Below are 24,427 nucleotides of genomic sequence, written 5' to 3'. Positions count from 1 at the left end.
TTTGAAGCAGGAGTGGACTCTTCCGTCCTCGACTGTTTCAAAAAAATGAAGCAACGCAGCCAAACGGAATAAATCAGCGTTTTCCTAGAACTGGTACTGAAAGACCACCTGCGCCTTCCAGGCGTCCTGCTTGGTGTAACTGCCGAAGTCGTTGTAGTCCTTCTTCCAGGTGCTGCTGTCCATAAAGTTGGCCACATAGCCAAGCTCCACGTTCATTTCAAGATTTTCGTAGATCTTGTAGGAAGAAATCAGGTTCACTTCCAGCATGCCGTCGTTGGTGGTCAGGTACGGGCCGTCGCTCAGGTTCGAGGTGGAATCCCACGCGTTGGCATGGTCCATATACTTGACCATCGAAGGACTGTTGGTGCCGCCCCAGTAGGCCACGCGCACAACGTGCTTCAGATCTTCCACAAAGCTGATGTCTTTGACCTGAGCGCCAATGCCCCAGGTTCCGGCGTAGCTCAACGACTTGTCCATAAAGTTGAGGGCCGGGCTCCAGGCCATGTTGCCGTCACCAAAGAAGGACGTGAAATTGCCGTACGCGCAAATGGAAGGCATGCGTTCGGAACCGTTCTTCACGTTGCCGTCGTCACCAGAAGCATACCAGCCGAAGACGCCGGGCACGCCCCAATCCAGCTTGTATTCCACAAGGGCCTTGGCCAGCCAGCCCTGGCGCTGGCTGCTGCCGCGCACCACATCGCTGGCGTCATTACGCTTGATGACGTCAAAGCGGCCCATTTCTTCCACAAAGCCGTAGTTCAGATCCAGCTCGAAGTTCCAGGGATCCATTGCGGTGATCTTGAAGGGAATACCCGCCCAGAAAACCTTGCCATAAGTCTTGGAGGTGCTGCCGAGCTGCTGCACGTTCAGACCGTGGCCGCCGCCGATCTTGTTCAGGTAGGGGCACAGGGTCACGGCTGGATACCCGTCGCCAAGGCCGTTCTGCCAGAAGCCGTCAAACTTGTTGGTATTGCGGCCCATCATGCCGGGCATGATCCAGGGGGTGATCTTGATGCCGTCAAAGGTCAAAGGCAGGGTCAGGGCAAAGAGGTCCATATTGTCCAGATAGTTGGCCCCTTCTGAACTGAGAATGCCGTTGTAGTTGCCGCCCGAGTAGTTGTCGTTGAAGGGACGCATCCACAGGGCGGTGAGGCCCACATTGGAATTGAAAGCGTAGTTGGCAACCACGGCAGCAGCCTGGGTGTCAAATACGGCGGAGCCGCCAGCGGCATTGGGCATGGAGAAATACTGCAGGCCCATTTTCATTTTAAGGTCGGTCTGCGGCACGGCCCACTGCAGGTAAGCCTGGGTGAGCTTGATGTTTGTGCCGTCAGCGCCAAGGGCAGATCCCTGCCGGGCCTTGCCCCAATCCTGCGGGCCAAGCTTGAGTTGCAGGCTGCCCATGAGATTTTCTGAAGCAATGGCGTCAAGGAAAAGCAGCACGCGCTGCCGCGCCACAAACTTGTCGTCATTATTGACTTTCTTTTTGTCACCCTTGGTGGTGACATCCTTGGTCAGGCTGGGGTCGCCGATGCCGTAGCCCATCGACCATATTCCCCTGGCTTTGAAATCAATGGCCTGGGCCTTTCCGGCAATGCCCATGCCCAGAAACAGCGCCAAGGCTACCAGGCACCATAGCACCCTGTTCTTTTTTTGCATAACAACCTTCTTTTTAACGTGTTTTTGTGTATTTCAGCCTGCCTGGACTGCACAAACCCGATGTTGTGTAAACCGCAAAAAACATGAAAAAAGCCCTGCCATACAACAAATATGGCAGGGCAAAAGCACATTGAAGAGTCAACAAATTAGTACTTTAAAGAGGGAGTGGCACAAATTCCTGCGGACAGCGCAATATCTGGCTGTTACGGCGCGAGTACGCACAATACAGCACGAATCGTCTGTCTTCTGCCAGCCAAAGCGCACAGCGTCGATCCAGCGGCAGAAGGAGTAAAACAGGTGCCTTACCATAGGGCCTCATCAAGTGAAGTCTTGAGGTTTGCAGGAATAAATGTGTTGGATATGAAATGCAGTCGTCGTGCCAAAAATCACCTGACTGAAATAATTGAATATAATTGTTCTAGCGACAAAAGCCTTGCCATATCGCGACATTCGTGTCGCTGGTAGCGACAAAAAGAACTACAAAAAATACATTTAAAATAAGTAACTTATAACAACAACCCCTCAAATCGCGACACTATGGTCGCAAATCACCCAACAGCCGCAAAAGAATCGTTGTGACGCCTTTGTCCAAAAAGCCACAGTGAACCAGTTTTTATTAACAAACAGGCAGGTTGTGGCGTGGTGGCATACAAATTGAACTAGAGTAGCCATAAAACACACTGCAGCCCGTGCGCCCCGAGCACGGCAAGGAGTTATTTCTATGGCCGCAAAAGCGAAACGCGCCGCCCTCATTGGCTATGACTGCCTTATCCCCAAAAGGCTTGAAGTCCTGCTTGCCCAAGGGGGCCTCGTCAACTTCCGCAAGTTCATGAGCGAAGGCAGCTATATCCCCGAGGGTTTCAATCTGCCCACGGTTACTCCGCCTTCGTGGGCCACGATTTGCACTGGCGCGTGGCCGCGTACGCATGGGGTGGAAGACTATTATTACTATCACGAAGGCCGCAGCCTTGATTACAAGGAAACCACGCAGGCCTTCGGTTCTGAAATCCTTACCGCCCAAACCATCTGGGACGCGTGGGACAAAGCTGGCAAAAAGTGCATTGTGGTCAACTACCCCATGTCCTGGCCTTCCAAGATGCAGCACGGCGTCATGATTATGGGCGAAGGCCTCAGCCCCGCTGAAACCCGCTGGCCCCTGCACGGCAACGAACACAGGGAATTCCTGTGCTCTGAAGGCGTGATTTCCACCGATTTCTATCCCATGGGTGTTCAGGGCAGCTTTGACGACGCCGAAGGCTGGACCAACCTGCCCGACAGCGACGAACCCCTGGAAATGAACGTGACCATGCGCTTCAAGGAATCCATTGAAGCCCTTGAAGACCAGACCTGGCACTGTCTTGTGTGGCAGAGCGACGACGACGGTTATGACCGCATGTCCCTGTGCCCCGAAAAGGACTTTTCCAAGGCTTTCTTCACCCTCAAGCTGGGCGAATGGAGCGAACCCATCCAGCACGACTTCACCGTCAAGGCTGATGGCCGCACTGAAAAGGGCGTTTTCCGCTGCAAGCTCATGCAGCTTTCTGACGACGCTGAAGAATTCAAGCTGTACGTTTCGGGTATCGCGGGCCGCTGCGGCTTCATTTCCCCGGCTGAAGCCGCCAACCATATCGACTTTTCCAAGGACATCACCGCCAACGACATTGGCCTGGTGGCCTACATGCACGGCATCATCGACACCGACACCGTGTGCGAACTGGTGGACTACCACAGCTCCTGGTTGTGGAACACCATCGAATCCCTGATCAAGGCCAACGGCGATTGGGATCTGCTGTACATGCACTCCCACCCCATCGACTGGTTCTACCACGGCTGGCTGAGCGACCTCGACAGCAAGGACGAAGTTGTACGCGCCCGCGCTGAAAAGATGGAACGCCACATCTACGAAGTGGAAGACCGCCTGCTTGGCCGCCTTATGGACATTATGGGCGACGAAACCCTCATGTGCGTCTGCTCCGACCACGGCGCCACGCCAATGGGCCCCATTTTGAACACGGCCCACGCCCTCAAGGAAGCTGGCCTCTGCTCCTACGAGCCCAAAAAGTCTGAAAACTACTGGGATATTTACGAAGAAACCGAAGGTTTCAACTATGTGCTGGACGTGAGCAAGTCTGTGGCAGTGCCGCAGCGCTACATGTTCGTCTACGTGAACCTTAAGGACAAATACCCCGGCGGCATCGTTGAGGCAGAAGATTACGAAAAGGTGCGCGATCAGATCATCGACGCCCTGCTGGACTACAAGCACCCTGACACTGGCGAACGTCCCGTGCTGCTGGCCATCCGCAAGGAAGACGCCCACGTCTTCGGCATGGGCGGCGCTCAGGCTGGGGATGTGGTGTACGTGCTCAAGCCCGAGTATATGGCTGAACACGGCTACGGCCTGCCCACTGGCGAATCCGGTTGCGGCAGCCTTAAAAACCTGCTGATGTTCCGCGGCCCCAACATCAAAAAGGGCTTCCGCTACACCCGCCCCCGCTGGCTGGCCGACATCGTGCCCACCCTCTGCTACATCACGGGCAATCCCATTCCCGCTGATGCAGAAGGCGCGCCGATCTATCAGATCATGGACAACCCCGACCTGGTTTCCTAGAGCACTTTGATTTTGAGAATACATATTCTCAAAAGTTTACAGACGACTTTTCGACGTTTAACCGCGCAATAGTTTGCGCTTATGCCCCCGTGGCGGACGTCTGCTTGCGCAGCCGTCGGAACAATTCAAACTGCAATTGTTCTACCGCAGTTCCCCGATGCAGAACCCAAAGCCTGCGCCGGGCCTGCCACCTCCACAGCCGGCCAATGCGCAAGTGCCGGAAAAATCTGCGGTCTCCCAGCCGGGAGGCCGCAGAATACAAGGAATAACATCATGGCTGAAAAAAAATCTATCCTCCTTCTGCTCCCCACGTTGCAGCTGAACGGCTCTTCCGAAACCCTGGCCGCCCTGAAGAAAAAGGCCGCCATTCTGCCCAACGCTGACGCCACTGGCCTGGAAGCTCTTGCCGCCAGCCTTGGCGGCAAGACCGTGGACAGCGCAGCCCTTGCTGGCGCTGAAGACGCCCTGCTGGTGGTGAATGGCGATGAAGCCGCCCTGGCCGCCGCTCTTGAAGCTGCCGACCGCCGCACCCTTATTGTGGTGGCCGCCGCCGACGGCGTGGCTTTCTACGGGCTGGCCATCAACGGCAAGGCCGGGTCCGTGGACCGCAAGGTTTGCGCGCAGGACATCGCCGTGACCATCGCCACCATTTCCGACCTGCCTGTTGTCGAAGACTGCACTGGCGCTGTTATCTATCAGGTAATGAAGAACCCCAACCTGAAGCTCGAAGAAATCAAAAAACTCAAGGAAGCCCTCATGCGTATGGAATCTGTCATCCAGCGCGACAACCGCGAACCTTGGGACAAGCACGACTGCGCCTAGACAAGTCAACCGTGGCCTGCGTTTTCGCAGTACAGCGCGGGATCAGCCGTTAAAACACTCGTACCCCTATAGTGTATGAGCGGGCTAAAAGGCGAAGTCACCGCAAAGCTGCTCGAGAGTGCACGCGCTGCCCAGTTTAACAGCCATACCTGACCTCCTCCATGCCGATGGCGAACGCCCGGGACTGCCGCCCGGGCGTTCGCGCTTTTAAGAGTTACGGCCAGCGTGTCCTCGCGGCACACGGCCATACACAGCAAAGCTCCGTTGTCGCACGCTGATGCATGACAACGGAGCTTTGCTGTGTTTTCGGCACGCAGCTTCAAACCCAATTTCGGGCGAACCTGTCTGATCTGAAACGTTTTTAGCGTATAATACTTTGAAATATTACATATTTCAAAGATGCCGTTCTGCCCAGAATGCAATTTCCGGCAGAATCCACCCCGCGCTTGGCCGCGGTGCACTCTCACGCAGCGGCAGAGCCTTTACATTTTCAAAGCTAAAAAGCGCTACGCGCCGCCCTGCTTGCGGTCCCCGTTCATGCCCAGACGCTTCATCTTTCGCTGAAACGTGCGCAGGTTCAGGCCCAGAGATTCCGCGGCCTTGCCCCTGTGCCAGCGGCAGCGCTCAAGGCTCTGCCGGATCATCCTTTCTTCAAGCTGGTCCACGGCTTCATCAAGCGTGATGCCCTGCGGCGTTGTCAGCAAAAGATCAGCCCGCCCGGCATCGCCAAGCGATGTCAGCGCCTCTTCGCCAAAAGCCAGAAAACGGTCAAGAAAGTTGTGCAGTTCGCGCACGTTGCCGGGCCAGTCGTACTGCTCAATTATCAGGCGCACATGCGGCGGCAGCACCATGTTGTAGCCCTTTTTTTCCAGCCAGGCCTCCACCAGCAGCGGAATGTCGCCCTGGCGTTCCCGCAGTGACGGCAAGGTCAGGGAAAGCACGTTGATGCGGTAGTAAAAGTCTGAGCGCATCTTTTTTTCACGCACCATGCGCGAAAGATCCTGGTTGGTGGCGGCGATCAATCGAAAGGAAGATTCTTTGGGCGTATTGCCACCCACAGGCGTGTACATTTTGTTTTCCAGCGCGCGCAGCAGCTTGACCTGAAGGTGCAGAGGCAGTTCGCCAATTTCATCAAGAAAGAGCGTGCCGCCGTTGGCAGCGCCTATGTAGCCTTCCTTGTTGGCATGCGCGCCGGAAAAAGCCCCTTTGACATGCCCGAAAAATTCGCTTTCAAGCAGCTGCTCGGGGATGGCCCCGCAGTTGACGGGCACATAGCGCCCCTTACGGCCGCTGTATTCGTGGATGTTCTGCGCCACCAGATCTTTGCCACAGCCGGTTTCACCGTAAATGATAACGTTGGAATCCGTTTCGGCGGCCTTCAGAATCTGGCTATATATGCGGCGCATGGGCTCGCTTTTTCCCACGATGTTGCCAAGGCCGTAAAGATTGATGACCGACGTGCGCAGCGCCTGGTTTTCTTCAAGCAGGGCGAGCTCCTGAAACTTCTGCTCGCTGACGTCCATAATCAGGCCTTCCAGATACCGTGGACAGCCGTTTTCGTCGAATACGCCCTCGCCCTGGTCCCACAGCCACTTCACACGGCCAGAGGGCAAAAGCAGGCGGTACATGACCTGATATGGCTCATGCGCGACAATACTGTCGCGTATGGCGGCCCGGCTGTTATCCAAGTCGTCCGGGTGGGTCATCCGCTCGATGGTATTGTGGTGTCCGCCCATCATTTCGTCCGGGGTGACGCCCAACAGTTCGTAGGTGCCCTTGCTTACAAATTCCAGCTCATTGTCAAGAAAGCCTAGGGGCACGTCACTTCCATTGAGAATACGGCAACGGTACGCCATCCCTGGAAGATGGTTAAGCAAACGTCGATAGCTTTTTTCAACGTCGAGAACAGGGAAAGCGGCAACCGGGAACATAAAACACCATCCTTGCGGAATTTGTCGCAAGACGCGACTTATTTGTCGTAACTTGAAGACATTCTGTACTCATGTGCTGAAAAACACAACCACAAAAGCGCTTTCTACACGCAGTGTGATTTGTGGCACCAATAGTGCAATAGGCAGGCCAATACCAACCAGAGCCGCCGTGCTCCCGCTTTTTTCCGAACCGGAGGATTTTTATGTCTCATGAACTCAGCGTTTCTCTCACCCGTCAGGGCAGCAAGGTAGATCTGGACATGGAGTCCGGCGTCCTTGGCGTACTTACCATTGACGGCAGCACCGCCTCCCCTGATGAAAAGGCGGGAACAGCCAAAAAACTTTTGGCTGCCTCTGCTCTGTATTGCTATTGTGCCGCTTTGGACAAAGCGCTGGATACCCGCAACGCCAAGTATGAAATCATCGAAGGCAAGGCGACGCTGCAGACGGGCACGGACGACATGGGCCGTGGCCGCGTGACCGGCATTGCCATTGATGTGACCGTTCGTATGGACGAGGAATATGAGTTCATTTTTGACCGTGTGGAAAAAGTCATGCGCCAGGGCTGCCTTGTGACGGCCTCGTTGCATCAGGCTTTTCCTGTCACATACAATCTCAATCTTGCTGAAGCTGACGACTAGGTGCCTGCCATGTCTGACCAGAAAAAAAAACTTACTGTAATTGGTGGCGGCCCCGGCGGCTACACGGCAGCCTTTGAAGCCGCGCGCTCGGGCATGGCCGTGACCCTTGTGGAAAGCCACGCTATGGGCGGCACCTGTCTTAATAACGGCTGCATCCCCACCAAGACCATCAAGGCTTCTGCCGAGGCGCTTGAAACCGCCCAGAACGCCGCCCGCTTCGGCTTGCGGCTTGAAGGCAGCGTCAGCGTTGATCCCGTGGCCGTACTGGCCAGAAAAGAACGCGTGTGCGACACCCTGCGTACTGGCCTTGAAAAAACCTGCGCCGCCCTGGGGGTTACCCTGGTGCGCGGCAGGGGCCGGCTGCTCCACTCCGGCATGGTCGAGGCCGACTGCCCAGAAGGAAAGCAGGAAATCGCCTCTGACTATGTGATTCTTGCCACCGGATCACGCCCTGTGGACCTGCCCGGCTTGCGCGCCGACCACAAGCGCATTCTCACCAGCGACGACGCCCTCAAGCTCGACCGCGTGCCCGCGTCGCTCCTGATTGTGGGCGGCGGCGTTATTGGCTGTGAACTGGCCTGCATCTATCAGGCTTTCGGCTCTACGGTCACTGTGGTTGAAGGGCAAAACCGCCTTTTGCCCATGCCCTCCATTGACGAAGAAATCAGCACGCTTTTGCAGCGTGAAATGAAAAAACGCCGTATCACCTGCGAACTTGGGCAAACCCTCACCCAGATTCGTGTGGACGAAAACGGCGTGCACGGCGTTCTCGCCACGTCGCCCTTTGCTGGCCCCGACGCCAAGCCGCGCCCCGAAAAGCCTATTTCCGCCGAAATGGTGCTCGTCACCGTGGGGCGGACGTCCAATACCGAAGGGCTTGGCCTCAAGGAAGCTGGCGTTGCCGTGGACGAGCGCGGCTGGATCAGAGCCAACGAACATATGCGCACCTCGGTGCCCAATGTTTACGCCATTGGCGATGCCCTTGGCCCCTCACGCGTCATGCTGGCCCATGTGGCCTCAATGGAGGCCATGTGCGCGGTAAAAGACTGCCTGAGCGACGGCCAGAGCCCCATTATGGACTACCGTCATGTGCCCTCGGCCATCTTCACCTCGCCGGAAATCGGCTGCGTGGGCATGAGCGAGCGCCAGGCGCGCGATGCGGGCTTTGTAGTAAAAACGTCCCTGCTTCATGTGCGTGAGCTTGGCAAGGCCCAGGCTATGGATGCCCTGCCGGGCTTCTGCAAAGTGGTGGCCGATGCCGACAGCGGTGCTCTGCTGGGCGTACATATGGCCGGGGCTCACGCCACCGACCTTATCGCTGAAGCTGTGCTTGCCCTGCACATGGGCGCTTCTGCCAAGGACGTAGCCGAAACAATCCACGCGCATCCCACATTGGCCGAAGCTCTGGGCGAAGCTGTACAGCGTCTGTCCTAGAGCAGATTAGAGAACATATATTCGAAATATAACGCACGGTTATTACTGCGTATAACCACGCAGTAAATAGCGCTTGCGCCTTCAAGGCGGGCGTTTGCCCAGGCAGACGCAGAGCCTTTTACAAAACAATGCGCGCACACGCGGCACACTAATTTTTGGAGACGATCATGAAAGAACTGAACGATATCATTCTGCCCGAAGGCTTGGGCTTTACTGATGAGCATGTGTGGCTGCGCCTTGAGGGCGAGGAAGCTCTGGTGGGCATCAGCGACTTTGCCCAGGACCAGTTGGGTGAAATCGCCTTTGTGGACCTGCCTGCTGAAGGCGCGCACTTTGGCGCTGGCGACGAGTTTGGCACCGTAGAATCCCTCAAATCCGTCAACCCCCTGTACATGCCTGTGGCGGGCACGGTTCTGGCTGCCAACGAAGAGCTTGAAGCCACCCCGACACTCGTGAATATTTCACCCTACGAAAAGGGCTGGATGTTGCGTATCAAGCTCGACAGCGCCGCTGACGCAGCCGCTTTGGCTGACAGCGCCGCCTACAAAACCCTGTTGCAAAAAAACTAGGTTCTCATTAAGGAGCCGTGTTCATGAAAAGCCTTTCCGGCACCGCCACACCACGCCAGAGCAAAGAACTGGCTTACGTTCGCAAGGGTCTGTTCCTCGCGGCTCTTACTGGTGTAATTTTTTGCTGGGACGGTATTGTTCTTAAAAAAGGGCTTGTGGCGGAGCCCTTCAACGCGCCTGCCCTGTGGCTGCTGGCCCCCCTGTTCGCCGCAGGATTTCACGACTTTTCAGCTGCCATCATGTCTGTGGTCATCAATTTCAAGCAGGGAAAAATCAGGGAAATAGGGCGCACCCTTTGCAGCAAACCCGGCAGGCTGTGCATCCTCGGCGCATGTTTCGGAGCTCCCCTGGGCATGGGGGGCTATCTTATGTCCCTTTCTCTGGCCGGGCCGGCGTACACTTTGCCCATCACCACCCTGTATCCTGCTATGGCCGCGGTGTTGGCCCGCATCTTTCTTAAGGAACGCATTTCCTTCAGAGGGGCGTGCGGCCTTGCGCTTTGTGTCATTGGCGCATTTACCATCGGCTGGACCCCGCCGCCCGGGGGCGAATCTGGACCAGCTTTTTACGCGGGCATCGCTTTTGCCTTTCTGGCCGCTTTCGGGTGGGCAGCTGAAGGGGTTTGCGTGACATCGGGCATGGACTTCATCGAACCGGGCCTGGCGCTCAACGTATACCAGATTATCTCTACACTGCTGTATTTTACGATTATCATACCAATTGCCTATACCTCGCTAGTGCTCCGCGGGGTCGGCATACAGGCCCCGGTTGAGCTGGCCGGGGCCTTCCTCGGCAGCCCGGCGCTTATATTCTTTGCGCTGGCCGGATTTATAGGCTGCCTTTCCTACAGGTGCTGGTACGCAGGCATGAACATGACCGGCGTCAGCCGGGCTATGGCGCTCAATGTTACTTACGCCTTGTGGGGCGTGCTTTTCAGCGCGCTCTTTACCGAGGTGACCATTACCACAAACCTTGTGCTGGGTGCTCTGGGCATATTTACCGGAATAATTCTGGTTGTGGGCAACCCCCGCGAAATGGTTAACCTGCGCACCCCGGCAATGGCATGAAAATCAAAATGAAACCGCCCATGCGGCTTGCCATCGGTGAACTCATGCTTGATGCCAAGGCCCGCACCGCCAAAGATGTGTACGACGAGCTTGCGCCACTATACAGTGGAGAAAAGCAAGTTAACCTGACCAATCTTGAAAACCATCTGCAATCGCTCAGAGCAGTGGGTATTCTTGCCGTAACTGATAGCGATGATATGCAAAATACCAATGCAGACACGCTGTATGTCATCAGTGTCGACGGCGAAAGGCGTGTAAAAAAATATCTGTAAACTTTACTGGCTGATCAAAATACCGTGTGAAAGCCAACACTTCTCTGCTATCTTCTGTCTTCATCTTCTCTGATTCCGATACCATTTTATTTTTATTCGACCAACGATGGCTTTGCTGCTAAGTTGCATTGCGCTATGCAACTAAGTAAAAAGCTATGTTTCTATATAGAAATTTGTGACCAAATACTCATGCCCCTGTTAACGCAGAACGTGGCATGAAAGCCACAGCACGACATTATTGTCGCATCCAATATCCCAGCCGCGCTTTCAGCCAACTCTCCCGGCCCTAGTACCCCACTTTTGCTGCGGTTTTCTATAGGTAGAGCACATAATCCAGCCAGCCTTGTACAATATGTCACATTTGTCGCTATCTACCACATAGGTGTCGCAAAAGGCCACATACGAGCAGACACAGGTGGGCAGCCAGCCCGAAAAGAATAAACAAAAACAAGCTAAAAACGTTGATTGCCCTGCGTTTGTGAAATTTGGTATATAAAATGCAAACCCTCCATCATTCCACCACTGTGCGGCCTATAGCCTCAGGTATTTTCTCGGATGCGCCAAAAGCTGGCGCGCAGGGTGGACAGCGATTCTTCGGCATTTATCTCGCCGTTTTTGTTACTTTTTCATTCAAGGAGTGCCACCGTGCAGCAAAGCGCTGACTGTACCGGTTTCGACGCGAAAATTGCCGTCCGGGACCTCACCAAAATGTATGGGGATCTTGTCGTTCTGGACAAGATCAACTTCAGCATTAAGCGAGGAGAGCTGGTCAGCATTGTTGGCCCTACCGGATGCGGCAAAACCACTTTTCTTAACTGTATGTCCAAACTTACGGAAACCACCTCCGGCAATATCTATATTGACGGCGAAGTGGCCAATCCGCGCAAACACAACCTGGCCTTTGTATTTCAGGAACCCACTGCCCTTCCTTGGCTGACCGTGGCTGAAAACGTGGCCTACGGCATGCGCATTAAAAAAATGCCCAAGCCCGAAATGGAAAAGCACCTGAACTTCATTCTTGATCTTGTGGGCCTTAAAGATACCGCCAATCTTTATCCCAACCAGGTTTCGGCCAGCATGATGCAGCGCATCGCCGTGGCCCGCGCCTTTGCCGTTAATCCCGATCTGTTGCTGATGGACGAACCCTACGGGCAGCTGGACGTCAAACTGCGCTTCTACCTTGAAGACGAACTGGTGAAGCTGTGGCAGACGTTGAAAAGCACCGTGCTTTTCGTCACGCATAATATTGAGGAAGCCGTGTACGTGGCTGACCGTATTCTTGTTCTGAGCCCCAAGCCCACGAAGGTTCGGGCGGAGGTAGTTGTTGACCTGCCGCGTCCGAGGGATTTCAGGGATCCGAAATTCATCGAACTTCGCCGGCAGGTCACAGACCTCATCCGCTGGTGGTAGGCAAAGCAAGGAAGGATTTTGTTCATGGATATCAACGATAAAGCATTTCGCAAGCCCTTTCGGCTTCGCATTCTTCCTGTTCTCAGTGTCTGCGGATTTTTGATCCTGTGGCAGATCTGCATTGCCCCGCCAGACGTTGAAGACTGGCGCATCCCCAGCACCCTGCTGACATCTCCGCTGGATGTGCTGCGCCTGATGATCGACAAGCTGACCAACCCCGCCCCTGACGGCGCAGTGCTTTTGCAGCACGCCTGGGTCAGCATGCAGGAAGCCTTTTTGGGCTATGTGCTCGCCCTGATTGTTGGCCTGCCCCTTGGCCTTGCCATGGGCTGGTTCACCACCGTGCGCGGCCTTGTGCGCCCCATTTTTGAAATTATTCGCCCCATTCCGCCTGTTGCCTGGATTCCGCTGACCATTTTCTGGTTCGGCATCGGTTTGCCCGGCAAGGTCTTCATCATCTGGCTTTCGGGCATTGTTCCCTGTGTCATCAATACCTATACAGGCGTAAGGATGACCAACCCCGTTCATATCCAGATGGCGAGAACCTACGGCGCTTCCGACTGGCAGATCTTTACCACCATCTGTGTGCCCTCTGCCCTGCCTATGGTGTTCGGCGCCCTGCAAATCGCGCTGGCCTACTGCTGGGTTACCCTTGTTGCCGCAGAACTGCTGGCTTCTGACCAGGGCCTTGGCTACCTCATCACCATTGGCCGCATGCTTGGCCGTACCGACCTGGTTGTTGTGGGCATGGTAAGTGTGGGCATTGCCGGGGCTATCATCGGCTTTATCATTGACAAAATTGAATCCCGGCTGCTGGCCGGTATCAGGAGATAGGCATGCAAGATTCATCTGCGCCTACCACTGTGAAGGCCACAAACGATTCTTCAACCGACACTCAGAGCGTCTGCAACGAAACCATACAGACCACGACCAAGCGCGAGTTTTCGTTGGTCCGCATGCTCAAGAGCGAATACTTTCTGCACGTCATATCCATTGTCGCCTTTTTCGGCATTTGGCAGTGGGCAGCCACGTCCAACGTATTCGGCCACACCAGCGCCCTGGCAACGCCTTTTCAGGTGCTGGAAAGCCTGCGCGACCTCAGTTCGCAAAAGCTCTCGGGCCTGACCCTGATGGAACATGTGCTCATCAGTACCCAACGTGTTATCATCGGCTTCTTTCTTGCCGTGCTTCTGGGTGTCCCGCTGGGCCTGTTCATGGCCTTCAACCAGACATTCAAGGCCGTGGTCAAACCGCTTTTTGACATGTTCAAGCCCATGCCGCCCCTGGCCTGGATATCCGTAGCCATTTTGTGGTTCGGCATCGGTGAATCGCCCAAGATCTTCATCATCGTCATCGGCTCGTTTGTGCCTGTGGTGCTGAACTCCTACAGCTGCATGCAGCTTATTGAGCCCGAACTTTTCGACGTGGTGCGCATCATCGGCGGCAAACGCTGGGACGAAATACGCCTTGTGTGCATTCCCGGCGCGCTGCCCGCCATCACGGCCGGTCTGCAGATCGCCATGTCCAGCGCCTGGACCTGCGTGGTCGCGGCAGAACTGGTGAACTCCCGTTCCGGGCTGGGTTATATCATTATTCAGGGCATGAAACTGTCCGATCCCGGTATGATTATCGGCGGCATGCTGATTATCACTGTGGTGTCGCTGATCTTCACCCAGGGCATGACGTTTATTACGAACAAGCTTTGCCCGTGGCAGCGTGAAATCGAGAATCTTTAGAATTCACGGAGTTAAAGACATGAAAAACACGCCGCCAAAAATCGTTTGCGACAAGTTGTGCAAGACTTTTGTTCAGAAGCGCACCCAGCTTGTTCCCGTGCTCAAGGATATTTCTCTTGAAGTGCACGAGCAGGAGTTTCTGGTCATCCTCGGCCCCGGCCAGTGTGGCAAGACAACGCTTCTGAGGACCATTGCCGGGCTTGAAACGCCCACTTCCGGCACCATAACCATGAATGGCAAAAAGCTGGACGGCCCCACCCCCGACATCGGCCTGGTGTTCCAGAGCTACATGCTCTTTCCCTGGAAGACCGTGCGTCAGAACGTGGAAATCGGCCTTGAAGTTCGTGGCATGGAAAAAGACGAAGTGCGCAAGGTTTCTGACCACTATCTTGGCATGGTGGGCCTGCACGGCTTTGAAGACTATTATCCCCACCAGCTTTCGGGTGGCATGAAGCAACGTGTGGGCATTGCCCGCGCCTATTCGCTCAACCCCCAGGTCATGCTGCTGGACGAACCCTTTGGTCAGCTTGACGCGCAAACACGCTTCTTTATGGAGCAGGAAACCGAGCGCATCTGGCAGATGGACAAGCGTACAATGATCTTTGTTACCAATAACATTGACGAAGCGCTTTTCCTTGCTGACCGCATCGTGACGATGGAAGACAAGCTGCCCGGTCACGTCAGGTCTTCTTACGACGTGCCCCTGCCGCGCCCCCGCGACACGATGGACCCGGCATTTCTGGAACTGCGCGCGCGCATTACCGAAGAGCAAAAACTCACCCTTTGATCCATTTATGGGCCGGACCCCGCACGAGGTTCGGCCCCTTTTTTAAGGAAGCACTGATTGAAGAGCCTCCTGGAAACGCGCAGTTATTTCGTTTGGCAAGGAGCGATCTTTTTTTAAAACAGGAGTGGCTCTTCCGTCCTCGACTGTTTCAAAAAAGCGAAACAAAGCACCCAAACGGAATAAATCAACGTTTCTTTAGAAAAACGGAATGCTGTTCTGTACCCATACACAACCTGGAACAACAAGGAGTTTGCGATGAAGAAGTGCCTTTTGGCTGCCGTGTTCTGCTGCTTTGCGATGTTGCTTGGCGCTGGGGCTGCTCAGGCCGCTGACAAGCCCGTGAAAATTTCTACCTGCTGGATGGACGAATCCCCGGGTTTCAACATTTGGTACGCCAAAAAGATGGGTTGGGACAAGGAAGAAGGCCTGGACATTAACATGCTGCTGTTCAACAGCGGCCCTGCGCAGATGGAAGCCCTTCCCGCCCGGGAATGGGTGCTCGGTTCCACCGGCGTTGGCGGCCAGCTGATCGGCGGCATCCGCTACAAAATTTACGCCGTGGCCCCCATCATCAGCGAAGGTGAAGTGCATGTGCTTTACCTGCGCCCCGACAGCCCCGCTGCCAAGGTCAAGGGCTACAATCCCGATTATCCCAATGTGTATGGCAGCCCCGAGACCGTTAAGGGCATGAAGATCCTGTACACCTCGCAGACCACCGTGCATTACATGATCGGCAAATGGCTGAAGATCCTCGGCCTGAACGAAAGCGACGTCACCCTGGTGAATATGGAACAGCCCTCTGCCGTGCCCGCCTTTGAAAAGGGTATTGGCGACGCCGTGTGTCTGTGGGCTCCCTTTACCTTCATAGCCGACTCCCGCGACTGGGTGCGCGCTGGTTCCGCTACCGATATGGATGCCATCACGGTTTCCTCCATCGTGGGCGACAAAAAGTGGTGCGACGAAAACCCCGAACTGGTGGCCAAGTTCCTGCGCGTGTACATGCGTGCTTCAGACATGCTGCGTGAAGAAGGCGCAAGCCCCCGCATCATCAAAGAATACCGCCAGTACATGAATGAATTTGCCGGCATTCGCATGACCGACGAAGAAGCCAAGAAGGACATCGAAATTCACCCTCGCTGGACCTACGCTGAAACCGTGGCCCTGCTTGACGACTCCAAGGGTGAATCTCAGGCAGACAAGTGGCAGAACGACGTGGCTGGCTTCTTTGAAAGCATCAAGCGTTTCTCGCCTGCCGAAATTCAGAAGTTCAAGGACGCCAAAATCAATACCGACAAGTTCCTGAAGCTCGTGCAGCCCGCCGCTGCTCCTGCGAAATAGGGCCAAGCGGCATCGTTTTTCGACGCCTGTGAGTTGAGCGACAGCACTGCCGCTTTTGCGCCAACAGGGGGATATCCGTAAGGGTATCCCCCTTCTTTTTGGCATTATGCCGGCCGAAACCTTCTGTACGCACACAGGCCGCAAAGAAGCGCAAAAAAGGCGTAGCTGTACTCGCCAGCTACGCCCATAACGTATGATACTCAATCAGGCTGCCCGAGGGCTCGGACGAAGCCCTACGAAACAGCTCACCCCTTGGCAGAACCTTCGCCCTTGCCGGGCAGCGCTTCCATATATTCTTTCAGGGCCACCGCATTGTTGCAGAGCTCATCTTTGGCGGCATACAGAAACACCGCAGCGTTGTTATCCGCAATAAGCTTTTTCAGCGCAGCCACTGCGTCACAGGCAGGACCCGGCGCAGCAAGCTCTGCAAAATAGCGCTGCTGAAACGCATCCCACTTGTCTCTGTCGTGGGCAAACCATTGGCGCAGCTCGTTGGACGGGGCAACTTCCTTAAGCCACACATCCCAGCTGGCAGCCGCCTTGGAAACACCCCTCGGCCAGATGCGGTCAACCAGAATGCGAATGCCGCCAGAATCGGTGCTGGTGTGATCGTATACTCGATGGAGGGTGATTTTCACTGCGGCCTCCCAAGGGCTGCCCGCCCCCTGCCTCGCACCTTGCTTCGCGTAGACGGCGCTACGACGCTGCCCTGGTACTGCGCGCGGAATAGATACTGACAAAAACTGTGGCCAGAAAAAAGGCCGCCGCCGCATAGCCTGTCATGTGCAGCCCAAGTTTGTTGAACACAAGGCTGCCGATGAAGGCCCCGCTGCCGATGCCCACATTGAAAATACCCGAATAGATGGACGTGGCAATATCTGCGGAATGCGACGCGATTTCAAGAACCTTGCTTTGAAACAGAAGCCCAAGCACGGCCATGCTGCCACCCCATAGGATGCAAATGGGCACGATGGTCACCAGATGCACGAGGGAAACATCGAGCGCCACAAGGCAAAGGAAAATCACAAACGACGGCAGAATGAACACCAGTTTTGTTTTCATAGCCGCCAGCTTTGTGGCGAACAGGCTGCCGCAAATGCCGGAAAGCCCCATCAGCAGCAAGAACAGCGGTACGGCCTTGTCTGAGAAACCGCCAATCTGGATCAGCAGGGGCGCAAGGTAGGTGTAGGCAAGAAAATAGCCCGTCACCGCCAGCATGGTTTGCAGATAGAGAAGTGCGAGTTCCTTGTTGCGAAACAAACCGGGAACGCTTTTAAACGACCCGGTATCCTTGGCTACAAGCTGGGGAAGCAAACGCCAGAGTACAAGGGCGATGCAGGCGGCCACAGCGCCAATAAGCAAAAATGCCGCACGCCAGCCAAAGTGCTGGCCAACAACAGTACTGAACGGAACCCCCAGCACCGTGGCGAGCGAACTGCCCACGATGACGATGGCAATGCCTCTGGCCTTCATTGCCGGCGGCGTAATGCGAACCACAATGGGGGTTGCAATGGCCCAGAAAACAGCGTGCGCGTTGGCTATGCAAATACGCGCGAGCATAAGGGTCGCGAAGTTGGGAGCCAGGGCGGAAAGCACATGCCCGGCTATGAATACGGCAAACAGGCCCATAAGCAGCTTGCGGCGCTCAAATCGCGCCGTAAGCGCTGTAAGCGGCAAGGAGAGCAAAGCCACAGCCCAGGCGTAAAAAGCCACCAGAAGTCCGGTGAATGCCTCTGTTTCGCCAAGATCCTTGGCGATTTCCGGCAGCAGCCCGATTGGCAGAACCTCTGTGGTAACGAATATAAAGGCGGCCAGCGCCAGAGAAAAAACAGGCACCCAGAGGCGTCTGCCTTCCGGGGTTTTAATTGAAGTCATAATCTGATCCTTATCATGCGCAAGAGGAGCACTAGTGTATTTTATACGCCTGCTTTTCGCTAAGCACAAGCCGGGCGGCCAGTGGGCGGCCCTGATGGTGGCACGGCTGACGGCACGACTGACGGCACGGTATGCGGCGCAATGTGGCGGTACAGCGGAAAAACGCGCGAGAAGACCGAGATTGCCTGCGCGGCTTTTCAACGGCCAGTTAAGGGTATCTAGCGATCCCATTCCCCTCCAGCACCTGTTCAATCTCTGTCTAATCCCACCAGAAAGCTTAAAAGCCCCCGACTATCCAAAGATGGTCGGGGGCCTTTGTGGGATTCAGTCTCGTCAATATTACTTATGGGCTCCAAGGCGTTCCGTGGAAATTACCGGATCAGAAACGCGCAACCGAGAAATCCTTTGATTGAAAACGCTAATCTGATCAAAGGGATGCGCACTTTCTTGCCCCTAGCATATGGTGCTGACGGCAAAAGCGCAGCTGCCATTACACAGACCTAAAACGGCAGGTGGCGTTTATCCGGGCTATGGTTTTGTGGCTAGAAAGAGCCTTCGCGCGGCGGGTTACCGGAAAAATCCGTAATGGTATACGCGCCGTGCGCGATACTGAATGTCGTGAATTCCGGATTATCCGCCGATTCATAAATGCCCTTGATCAGGGGCTGCTCTGCCAGAATACGTTCCTTTATCGCGCGGTTGTCTTCAAAAGAAACATTTGCAGTGATGCGGATCCACGCCATGTCTTTATTGACAGAGCAAATCTCAATGGCGGGATTGGCCTGAAGCTGTTTGAAGACATCCTTGCTTTTTCCCGTGCAGAACCACAGCTTGCCATCCTGCTCAAACTGGTACTGGAACGCCCGCACATGTGGCTGGCTGCCACTGACGGTGGCAAGAAAGCACATAGGAGACTCGGCAAGGAAACCAGAAATTTCGTTTACTGTATTGCTCATAGCAACCTCATATTTCAGATAATAGTTGATTCACTTTGCTGCAAATTACGCAAAACTTTTTGCAGCGTTTGTGTGCAGGCGGCCTTTTCATCCTCACCCACATCACCCCACACCAATTGCAGCAGATCAACAGAAATCTCGTCCTGAATCCTGCGCATGGCTTCCCCTTTTTCCGTCAGCAGCACTATCTGCGAACGGGCATCCTGGGGGTCAGGTTCACGGCGGCAATAGCCTCGGCTTTCAAGCGTGCCAATAAGGCCAGTGACCGTATTCTTTTTTCTTTTAATACGCTCTGCCAGCTCGTTCATTTTCAAAGGGCCAGACTCGAAAAGAGCGTGCAGCACAGCTCCGTGGGCAGGAAGTATATCGCCCACGCCGTGGCGGGACAAAGCGTTCAAAATATACGTGTTGGCCTGTTCACGAATTGATGCCGCCAGGGCAATAATTGCGTCGCTGTTATTGGGAGAGTTCATGAAACCTCTTTTTTAGTTCGTCGACGAACCATCTAGACAAGAAATAGTTCGCCTGCGAATTAATGTCAACAATTTGATGAAATCATGATTTTTGGTATTAAGAATATCGCTAGGATTTGCCGAGCGGAGTAAAACAATTTCGGCCCCTTGAATGGCATTCAAGAGGCCGTCAGTTCAATTCTGTCCAGCTCCACCAGATATCTTAAAAAACCCCGATCATCACACAGATGGTCGGGGGTTTTTTGACGTGAAATTTATTAATAGTGTTACGCTTGCAATTGTATCCACTCTCAACTTATGGCGTGCTTGTCGCAACTGGTTTGTGCGTGAAGCAGCCTACTTTCTAGCCACATGACACTATAGTAACTCTTGATCCTTTACGCGTTCCGCCTCTAGGGGCGACTGGTACCTGGTGAGATCAAGAAGATTTAGCCTAAGCACGCAGTTCAGTACACAACTGCAGCGTCAGTTTTTGCATTACGTTTTATGGAGTTCTTATAAAAAACTCCATTAGCTTTTTTATTTGCTCGTTAGCTTTAAAGCGCTCATTCTAACCAATGAAGCTGTTTTTGAAACTTCAAATTCATTCGACAATTGCTTTTCATCATAATTGTACTTTTTTGCGGCTTCAATAAATTGCTCTTTTGGCATAAGAAATTCCGCAGCAAACAAATTTGCTTCAACTTCTTCTTTTGTACTTACGCCGCTCCTATGAATAACCCCGTCCTCATTAAGCGGGTGTTCCAAAAATATATGTCCTAGCTCATGAGCCATTGTAAAATTATCGCGTACACGCGATGTGTTCAAAGGAAGGGTAATTGTAAGCTTACCATCTTTTTGAGAGGTATGTTCCCCCTGCTCCGCATATTGAAGTTCAATATTTTTTTCTGAACAAATTTTTCTAAACGTTTCTTCAAGAGGCTGCCCGTCATGATGATAGCGATTCCTCAAATCCTTTGCTGTATCGAGTACTTTTTGCCAGCTTGACATGACAACAACCTCCTTTTAAAAAATGAAAATTTCGATAAATCGCTTAAAGAGCGATGTCAATAAAAAAATAACCACAAGAAACAATTTTGTCTACCTTACTATACTTAATGAGTATCCATGAAAAACTTACCTCAAACGATATGTAACTGGCTAGCAATTAAGATGATAGTTTTTGTTTTAATCGTGACCATCATCATTTGGGCTTTGGGCATTATACTACTTGATGCCCCTGCTCCAAATTTTTGGGCTAAATTCTTTTCGAATCGAGACCAGCTTGAAAACTTGTTTTCCCCTATTGCTGCCTTCTTTTCTGGACTTTCTGCAATAGCAACAGCCTTTTTAATATACCTACAGATGTCACTAATTGATCGACAGGAGCGAGACACAAAAAAAGCTATCTTTGAAAATCAAATTTTTCAGTTATTCTCTATGCGTACAGAGATTGCTAAATCATTATCATATCACGACGGTGAACGTGCATTTCGCGGCAATGAAACTTTTGAATTCTTTTATCATGTCATGCATTGCCTTTATAATACTTACATTGAACCAAGTTGTATTGAAATAAAATACCTAGATAAATATAAAATAAAAAGCAACATGCATGCAGAAATAGATGCAGAATATGGAATGTTATTTGATGAAAATGGGAATAAACTGTATCCAGATCCAAAAACACTTATAAAAATGGCACTTGTGACATTAGAAAATGAAAACAAACATCTATATAGTCCATTTTATCACAATGTCTATACTACACTTAAAATGATAAAATGTAACGATCTCATCGATGAAGATGAAAAAAACAACTATCTAAGAATTTTTAGAGCCCAATTTTCACAATATGAATTTGCTATTATATATTATCACGCGCTTGTGCACATGGACAAACATGAGAACACATATAAATTCAAAAAACTCATTGAAGACACTTGCTTCTTTCATTCCCTAGCTGATAATTTTCTTTTTGCAAACATTACAGCCGATTCATTCCCAGACTATGGATACAAACAAAGTGCCTTCACGCACAAACCCGTTGCGACAAGCACGCCATAAGTTGGGAGTGGATACAATTGCAAACGTAACACTATTAATAAATTTCACGTCAAAAAACCCCCGACCATCTGTGTGATGATCGGGGGTTTTTAAGATATCTGGTGGAGCTGGACAGAATTGAACTGACGGCCTCTTGAATGCCATTCAAGCGCTCTCCCAACTGAGCTACAGCCCCACGACGAAATGCACAATGACTAAAACTAGCCGCTTTGTCAACAACTTCTTGAAAAAAAATTACAACTTCTGAAAATCCGCTTTTCCCAAGCCTTTGCGGACATGCACTTTATGGCCTGAATGTGGTGAATAACCGCAAAAATTCGCGCACCACTCCAACCTCATAAAAAGTGGCCCTTTTCATACCCAAGGTACGCTACCGCACCCGGAGGAAGAAAAGGGCCACTTGTCGCAGCAACCATAAAAAATCAAATCAAAAGCTGCCCCTGCGGCAATCCGCAAGGCTGCCTCAAGCCGTCCTAGCGCGTCGCTCCCTGAGCCAGCCGCGCCATTTCAGCGCCAGTAGCTTCAAGAGCGCGAACCAGCACATCGTCAGCCACAGCATACGAGAAGCGAATACAGTTATCGTCGCCAAAGGCCGCGCCGGGCACCAGAGCCACGTGGGCCTTGTCCAGCAGCCAGGTGCACAGCTCTGTGGAGTTTTTAACCGCGCCGCCGTAGCACTTGTGCACGTCCACAAACAGGTAGAACGCGCCGTCCGGCTTGGGACACACGGCCCAGGGCCACGTTTCAACAATTTTCATGCCCAGATCGCGCCTGCGCGCAAAGGCATCGCGCATGTGGTCAATGCACTCCGTGGGGCCAGTAAGAGCCGCCAGAGCCGCCTTCTGCGCGATAGAACAGATGTTGGACGTGCTGTGTCCCTGCATGGCCGATATTTTCTTTATCAGCTGCGGGTGCGCGGCCAGAAAGCCCACGCGCCAGCCAGTCATGGCATAGCTCTTGGACATGCCGTTCAGTACCGCCACCTGCTCGGGATAACGCGCAAACCAGCCGATAGCGCTGGTCATCCTGGCGGGCGCGAACACAAGCTGGTCGTAAATTTCGTCAGACAGCACAAAAATGCCGCGCTGAATGGCCCAATCCATAAGGGCTGTGAACTCCGCTTCGGTATACACCGCGCCCGTGGGGTTGCTCGGCGTATTCAGAATGAGCAGGCGGGTCTTGTCGGTCACGGCGGTTTCCAGCATGTCCGGCGTAACCTTGAAGCTCTGCTCCGGGCCAGCGTGCACGATTACGGGCACACCACCAGCCAGCATAACCATGTCAGGATAGCTCAACCAGTACGGCGCGGGAATGAGAACCTCGTCGCCAGGGTTGATGGTGGCCTGAAAAAAGTTGTACAGGCAATGCTTGCCCCCGGCCCCGATGACGATGGACTCCTGCGGCACAGGCACGCCGTAGGCGCGGTCAAAATACGCACCAGCGGCCTTGCGCAGCTCTGGAATGCCGGGCACGGCAGTGTAGCGGCAAAAGTTGTCGTCAATGGCAGCCTTGGCGGCCTCGCAAACGTGCGCTGGCGTGGGAAAATCGGGTTCGCCCACAGCAAGGCTGATGACGGCGACACCCTGCGCCTTGAGTTCAAGGGCGCGGCTGTTGACACTGAGAGTCAGAGAGGGTTTGATACTGCTCAGACGATCGGAAATCTGCATGAAAGGCTCCTTCACGAAGGGGAACGCTATGCGGCGCATTCGAAGAAATTACAGCCGTCAATATCAGCTTCATCAAAGGGTGTAAATGCGTACAAAGCAGCACAACGCGGCCCCGCCTTCTGTGGATGAAAGACTACAGGCCAGCCCGCAGCAACCACGGCAACCGGGGTGTTCCGGCCCGGCAGAGACATCGGCGCGGCGTGGTCAGTTACCCCAATCAGGCAATACCATTCGGGATGCTGACGTGCAGGATATGGGCGGGCAGAACGCAGCCTCCGCAATCCATTTGGGGGCGGATGCCACAGCGCAAGCGGGTGGTACGGATACGCCGCATCCATCGCAGCCCAGCCCTCCCCTGCTGCCTTTGCCGCAGGACTGCATTGTGGGCGGCTTTGTGCAGCGGCGCAAGCGCTTCAGTGTTGAGCTTACCCTGCACGGCGAACCCGTCTGGGTGCACAGCAACAATTCCGGCAGCATGCTGGGCCTCACGCGCCCAGGATGCCCCGTTTTGGCCTCTCCTGCTGCCAATCCCGCCCGTAAGCTCAAATATACGCAGGAATGCGTGTGGCTGGCCCAAACGGCCCTTCCCGCTGCACCTGACAACGAGACAGCGGCCACGCTCAATGCCGATCCGTCCGGCCCCGGCTTTTGGGTAGGCGTCAACACCAGCGTGCCAAACCGCATGCTTGAGGCGGCCTTCCATGCGGGGCGGCTGCACTTCGCCAGCGGTTACACCAGCCTCGTCCGTGAGGCCAAGCGTGGACAGAGCCGCCTGGACGGCCTGATCACTGGCCCCGGCCTGCCGCCCCTGTGGGTGGAGTGCAAAAACGTGACTATGGTGGAAGACGATGCCGCCTGCTTCCCCGATGCAGCCAGTGAACGCGGGCAAAAGCATTTGCGTGAACTTATGGATATTGTTGCCCAAGGCGAACGGGCGGCCATGTTCTATCTGGTGCAACGCCCGGATGGACACTGTTTTGCCCCGGCGGATTTCATTGATCCGGAATACGCCCGCCTGTTCTACGAAGCCCTGGCCTGCGGTGTTGAGGTCTACCCCTACCGCGCCCTGGTGAGCAAGAACGGCATTGATCTGGGTGGTCTCATCCCCTTGCGGCCAACCCCGTAGAGCAGCTTAA

At 53.9% G+C, this 24,427-nt stretch carries 22 protein-coding genes and 2 tRNA genes; 15 read left to right on the top strand and 9 right to left on the bottom strand.

Features of this window, described 5'->3' with window-relative positions:
- Positions 1-84: 84 nt before the first annotated feature.
- Positions 85-1,659 carry an outer membrane homotrimeric porin gene (locus tag HNQ38_RS11010; protein ID WP_183720661.1) on the bottom strand — a complete coding sequence of 525 codons (1,575 nt, stop codon included), beginning with the start codon at positions 1,657-1,659 and terminating at the stop codon, positions 85-87.
- Positions 1,660-2,380: 721 nt separating this feature from the next.
- On the opposite strand from HNQ38_RS11010, the gene HNQ38_RS11005 reads away from it, so the two are divergent.
- On the top strand, positions 2,381-4,267 hold the full coding sequence (locus tag HNQ38_RS11005) for an alkaline phosphatase family protein (RefSeq protein ID WP_183720658.1): 1,887 nt from the start codon (positions 2,381-2,383) through the stop codon (positions 4,265-4,267).
- 273 nt (positions 4,268-4,540) lie between these two features.
- On the top strand, positions 4,541-5,089 hold the full coding sequence (locus HNQ38_RS11000; protein WP_183720655.1) for a hypothetical protein: 549 nt from the start codon (positions 4,541-4,543) through the stop codon (positions 5,087-5,089).
- Positions 5,090-5,595: 506 nt separating this feature from the next.
- Here the strand turns inward: HNQ38_RS11000 and HNQ38_RS10995 are convergent.
- Positions 5,596-6,909: a sigma 54-interacting transcriptional regulator gene (locus HNQ38_RS10995; protein ID WP_343060165.1), complete on the bottom strand. Its 1,314-nt coding sequence runs from the start codon at positions 6,907-6,909 to the stop codon at positions 5,596-5,598.
- Between the two features lie 314 nt (positions 6,910-7,223).
- Between HNQ38_RS10995 and HNQ38_RS10990 the strand changes: the two genes are divergently transcribed.
- From HNQ38_RS10990 to HNQ38_RS10945, 10 genes are all read left to right on the top strand, one after another.
- Entirely contained in the window at positions 7,224-7,661 is a 438-nt protein-coding gene (locus tag HNQ38_RS10990; protein WP_183720649.1) for an OsmC family protein, read from the top strand.
- A gap of 9 nt (positions 7,662-7,670) precedes the next feature.
- The gene (gene lpdA, locus HNQ38_RS10985; RefSeq protein WP_183720646.1) at positions 7,671-9,095 is read left to right on the top strand and encodes a dihydrolipoyl dehydrogenase; all 1,425 of its coding nucleotides are present in this window, start codon (positions 7,671-7,673) and stop codon (positions 9,093-9,095) included.
- A 167-nt stretch (positions 9,096-9,262) separates the two neighbouring features.
- Entirely contained in the window at positions 9,263-9,664 is a 402-nt protein-coding gene (gcvH, locus tag HNQ38_RS10980; protein WP_183720643.1) for a glycine cleavage system protein GcvH, read from the top strand.
- 23 nt (positions 9,665-9,687) lie between these two features.
- The gene (locus tag HNQ38_RS10975) at positions 9,688-10,731 is read left to right on the top strand and encodes a DMT family transporter (RefSeq protein WP_183720639.1); all 1,044 of its coding nucleotides are present in this window, start codon (positions 9,688-9,690) and stop codon (positions 10,729-10,731) included.
- Complete coding sequence (locus tag HNQ38_RS10970) at positions 10,728-11,003, top strand: hypothetical protein (RefSeq protein ID WP_183720636.1); 276 nt, start codon at positions 10,728-10,730, stop codon at positions 11,001-11,003. The genes HNQ38_RS10975 and HNQ38_RS10970 overlap by 4 nt, the downstream gene beginning before the upstream one ends.
- A gap of 708 nt (positions 11,004-11,711) precedes the next feature.
- A complete protein-coding gene (locus tag HNQ38_RS10965) occupies positions 11,712-12,413 on the top strand; it encodes an ABC transporter ATP-binding protein (RefSeq protein WP_246388116.1) in 702 nt (233 codons plus the stop codon).
- Positions 12,414-12,437: 24 nt separating this feature from the next.
- Positions 12,438-13,247 carry an ABC transporter permease gene (locus tag HNQ38_RS10960; RefSeq protein WP_183720630.1) on the top strand — a complete coding sequence of 270 codons (810 nt, stop codon included), beginning with the start codon at positions 12,438-12,440 and terminating at the stop codon, positions 13,245-13,247.
- Between the two features lie 2 nt (positions 13,248-13,249).
- Complete coding sequence (locus HNQ38_RS10955) at positions 13,250-14,149, top strand: ABC transporter permease (protein ID WP_183720627.1); 900 nt, start codon at positions 13,250-13,252, stop codon at positions 14,147-14,149.
- 19 nt (positions 14,150-14,168) lie between these two features.
- On the top strand, positions 14,169-14,936 hold the full coding sequence (locus HNQ38_RS10950; RefSeq protein ID WP_183720624.1) for an ABC transporter ATP-binding protein: 768 nt from the start codon (positions 14,169-14,171) through the stop codon (positions 14,934-14,936).
- Between the two features lie 255 nt (positions 14,937-15,191).
- Entirely contained in the window at positions 15,192-16,274 is a 1,083-nt protein-coding gene (locus tag HNQ38_RS10945; RefSeq protein ID WP_183720621.1) for an ABC transporter substrate-binding protein, read from the top strand.
- 245 nt (positions 16,275-16,519) lie between these two features.
- Here the strand turns inward: HNQ38_RS10945 and HNQ38_RS14400 are convergent, their stop codons facing one another.
- The 4 genes from HNQ38_RS14400 to HNQ38_RS10925 all read right to left on the bottom strand — a co-directional run bounded on the left by HNQ38_RS14400 (position 16,520) and on the right by HNQ38_RS10925 (position 19,578).
- A complete protein-coding gene (locus tag HNQ38_RS14400; RefSeq protein ID WP_343060164.1) occupies positions 16,520-16,912 on the bottom strand; it encodes a DUF488 domain-containing protein in 393 nt (130 codons plus the stop codon).
- A gap of 58 nt (positions 16,913-16,970) precedes the next feature.
- Positions 16,971-18,149 (bottom strand): sugar transporter, encoded by a 1,179-nt coding sequence (locus HNQ38_RS10935; protein WP_183720616.1) that lies wholly within the window; start codon positions 18,147-18,149, stop codon positions 16,971-16,973.
- Between the two features lie 542 nt (positions 18,150-18,691).
- Entirely contained in the window at positions 18,692-19,105 is a 414-nt protein-coding gene (locus tag HNQ38_RS10930) for a pyridoxamine 5'-phosphate oxidase family protein (protein WP_183720613.1), read from the bottom strand.
- Between the two features lie 14 nt (positions 19,106-19,119).
- Positions 19,120-19,578 (bottom strand): MarR family winged helix-turn-helix transcriptional regulator, encoded by a 459-nt coding sequence (locus HNQ38_RS10925; RefSeq protein WP_183720610.1) that lies wholly within the window; start codon positions 19,576-19,578, stop codon positions 19,120-19,122.
- A 125-nt stretch (positions 19,579-19,703) separates the two neighbouring features.
- Here HNQ38_RS10925 and HNQ38_RS10920 point away from each other — a divergent pair.
- Positions 19,704-19,774 (top strand) — tRNA-Leu (locus HNQ38_RS10920).
- 323 nt (positions 19,775-20,097) lie between these two features.
- Here HNQ38_RS10920 and HNQ38_RS10915 read toward each other — a convergent pair.
- A complete protein-coding gene (locus HNQ38_RS10915; RefSeq protein ID WP_183720607.1) occupies positions 20,098-20,568 on the bottom strand; it encodes an ImmA/IrrE family metallo-endopeptidase in 471 nt (156 codons plus the stop codon).
- 117 nt (positions 20,569-20,685) lie between these two features.
- Here HNQ38_RS10915 and HNQ38_RS10910 point away from each other — a divergent pair, with 117 nt between their 5' ends.
- Positions 20,686-21,624, top strand: coding sequence for a putative phage abortive infection protein (locus tag HNQ38_RS10910; RefSeq protein ID WP_183720604.1), 939 nt, complete (start codon positions 20,686-20,688; stop codon positions 21,622-21,624).
- A gap of 99 nt (positions 21,625-21,723) precedes the next feature.
- On the opposite strand, the gene HNQ38_RS10905 is transcribed toward HNQ38_RS10910, so the two are convergent.
- Both HNQ38_RS10905 and HNQ38_RS10900 read right to left on the bottom strand, forming a co-directional pair.
- Positions 21,724-21,799, bottom strand: a tRNA-Ala gene (locus tag HNQ38_RS10905).
- A 298-nt stretch (positions 21,800-22,097) separates the two neighbouring features.
- Entirely contained in the window at positions 22,098-23,291 is a 1,194-nt protein-coding gene (locus HNQ38_RS10900; protein ID WP_183720601.1) for a pyridoxal phosphate-dependent aminotransferase, read from the bottom strand.
- 355 nt (positions 23,292-23,646) lie between these two features.
- On the opposite strand from HNQ38_RS10900, the gene sfsA reads away from it, so the two are divergent.
- Entirely contained in the window at positions 23,647-24,417 is a 771-nt protein-coding gene (gene sfsA, locus HNQ38_RS10895) for a DNA/RNA nuclease SfsA (RefSeq protein WP_246388114.1), read from the top strand.
- Positions 24,418-24,427 lie beyond the last annotated feature (10 nt).

It is taken from the genome of Desulfovibrio intestinalis, from assembly GCF_014202345.1.
In the GTDB taxonomy this organism is placed as follows: domain Bacteria; phylum Desulfobacterota; class Desulfovibrionia; order Desulfovibrionales; family Desulfovibrionaceae; genus Desulfovibrio; species Desulfovibrio intestinalis.
Note: the sequence above shows the minus strand (reverse complement) of the source record. Positions and strands in the feature narration are given on the sequence as shown.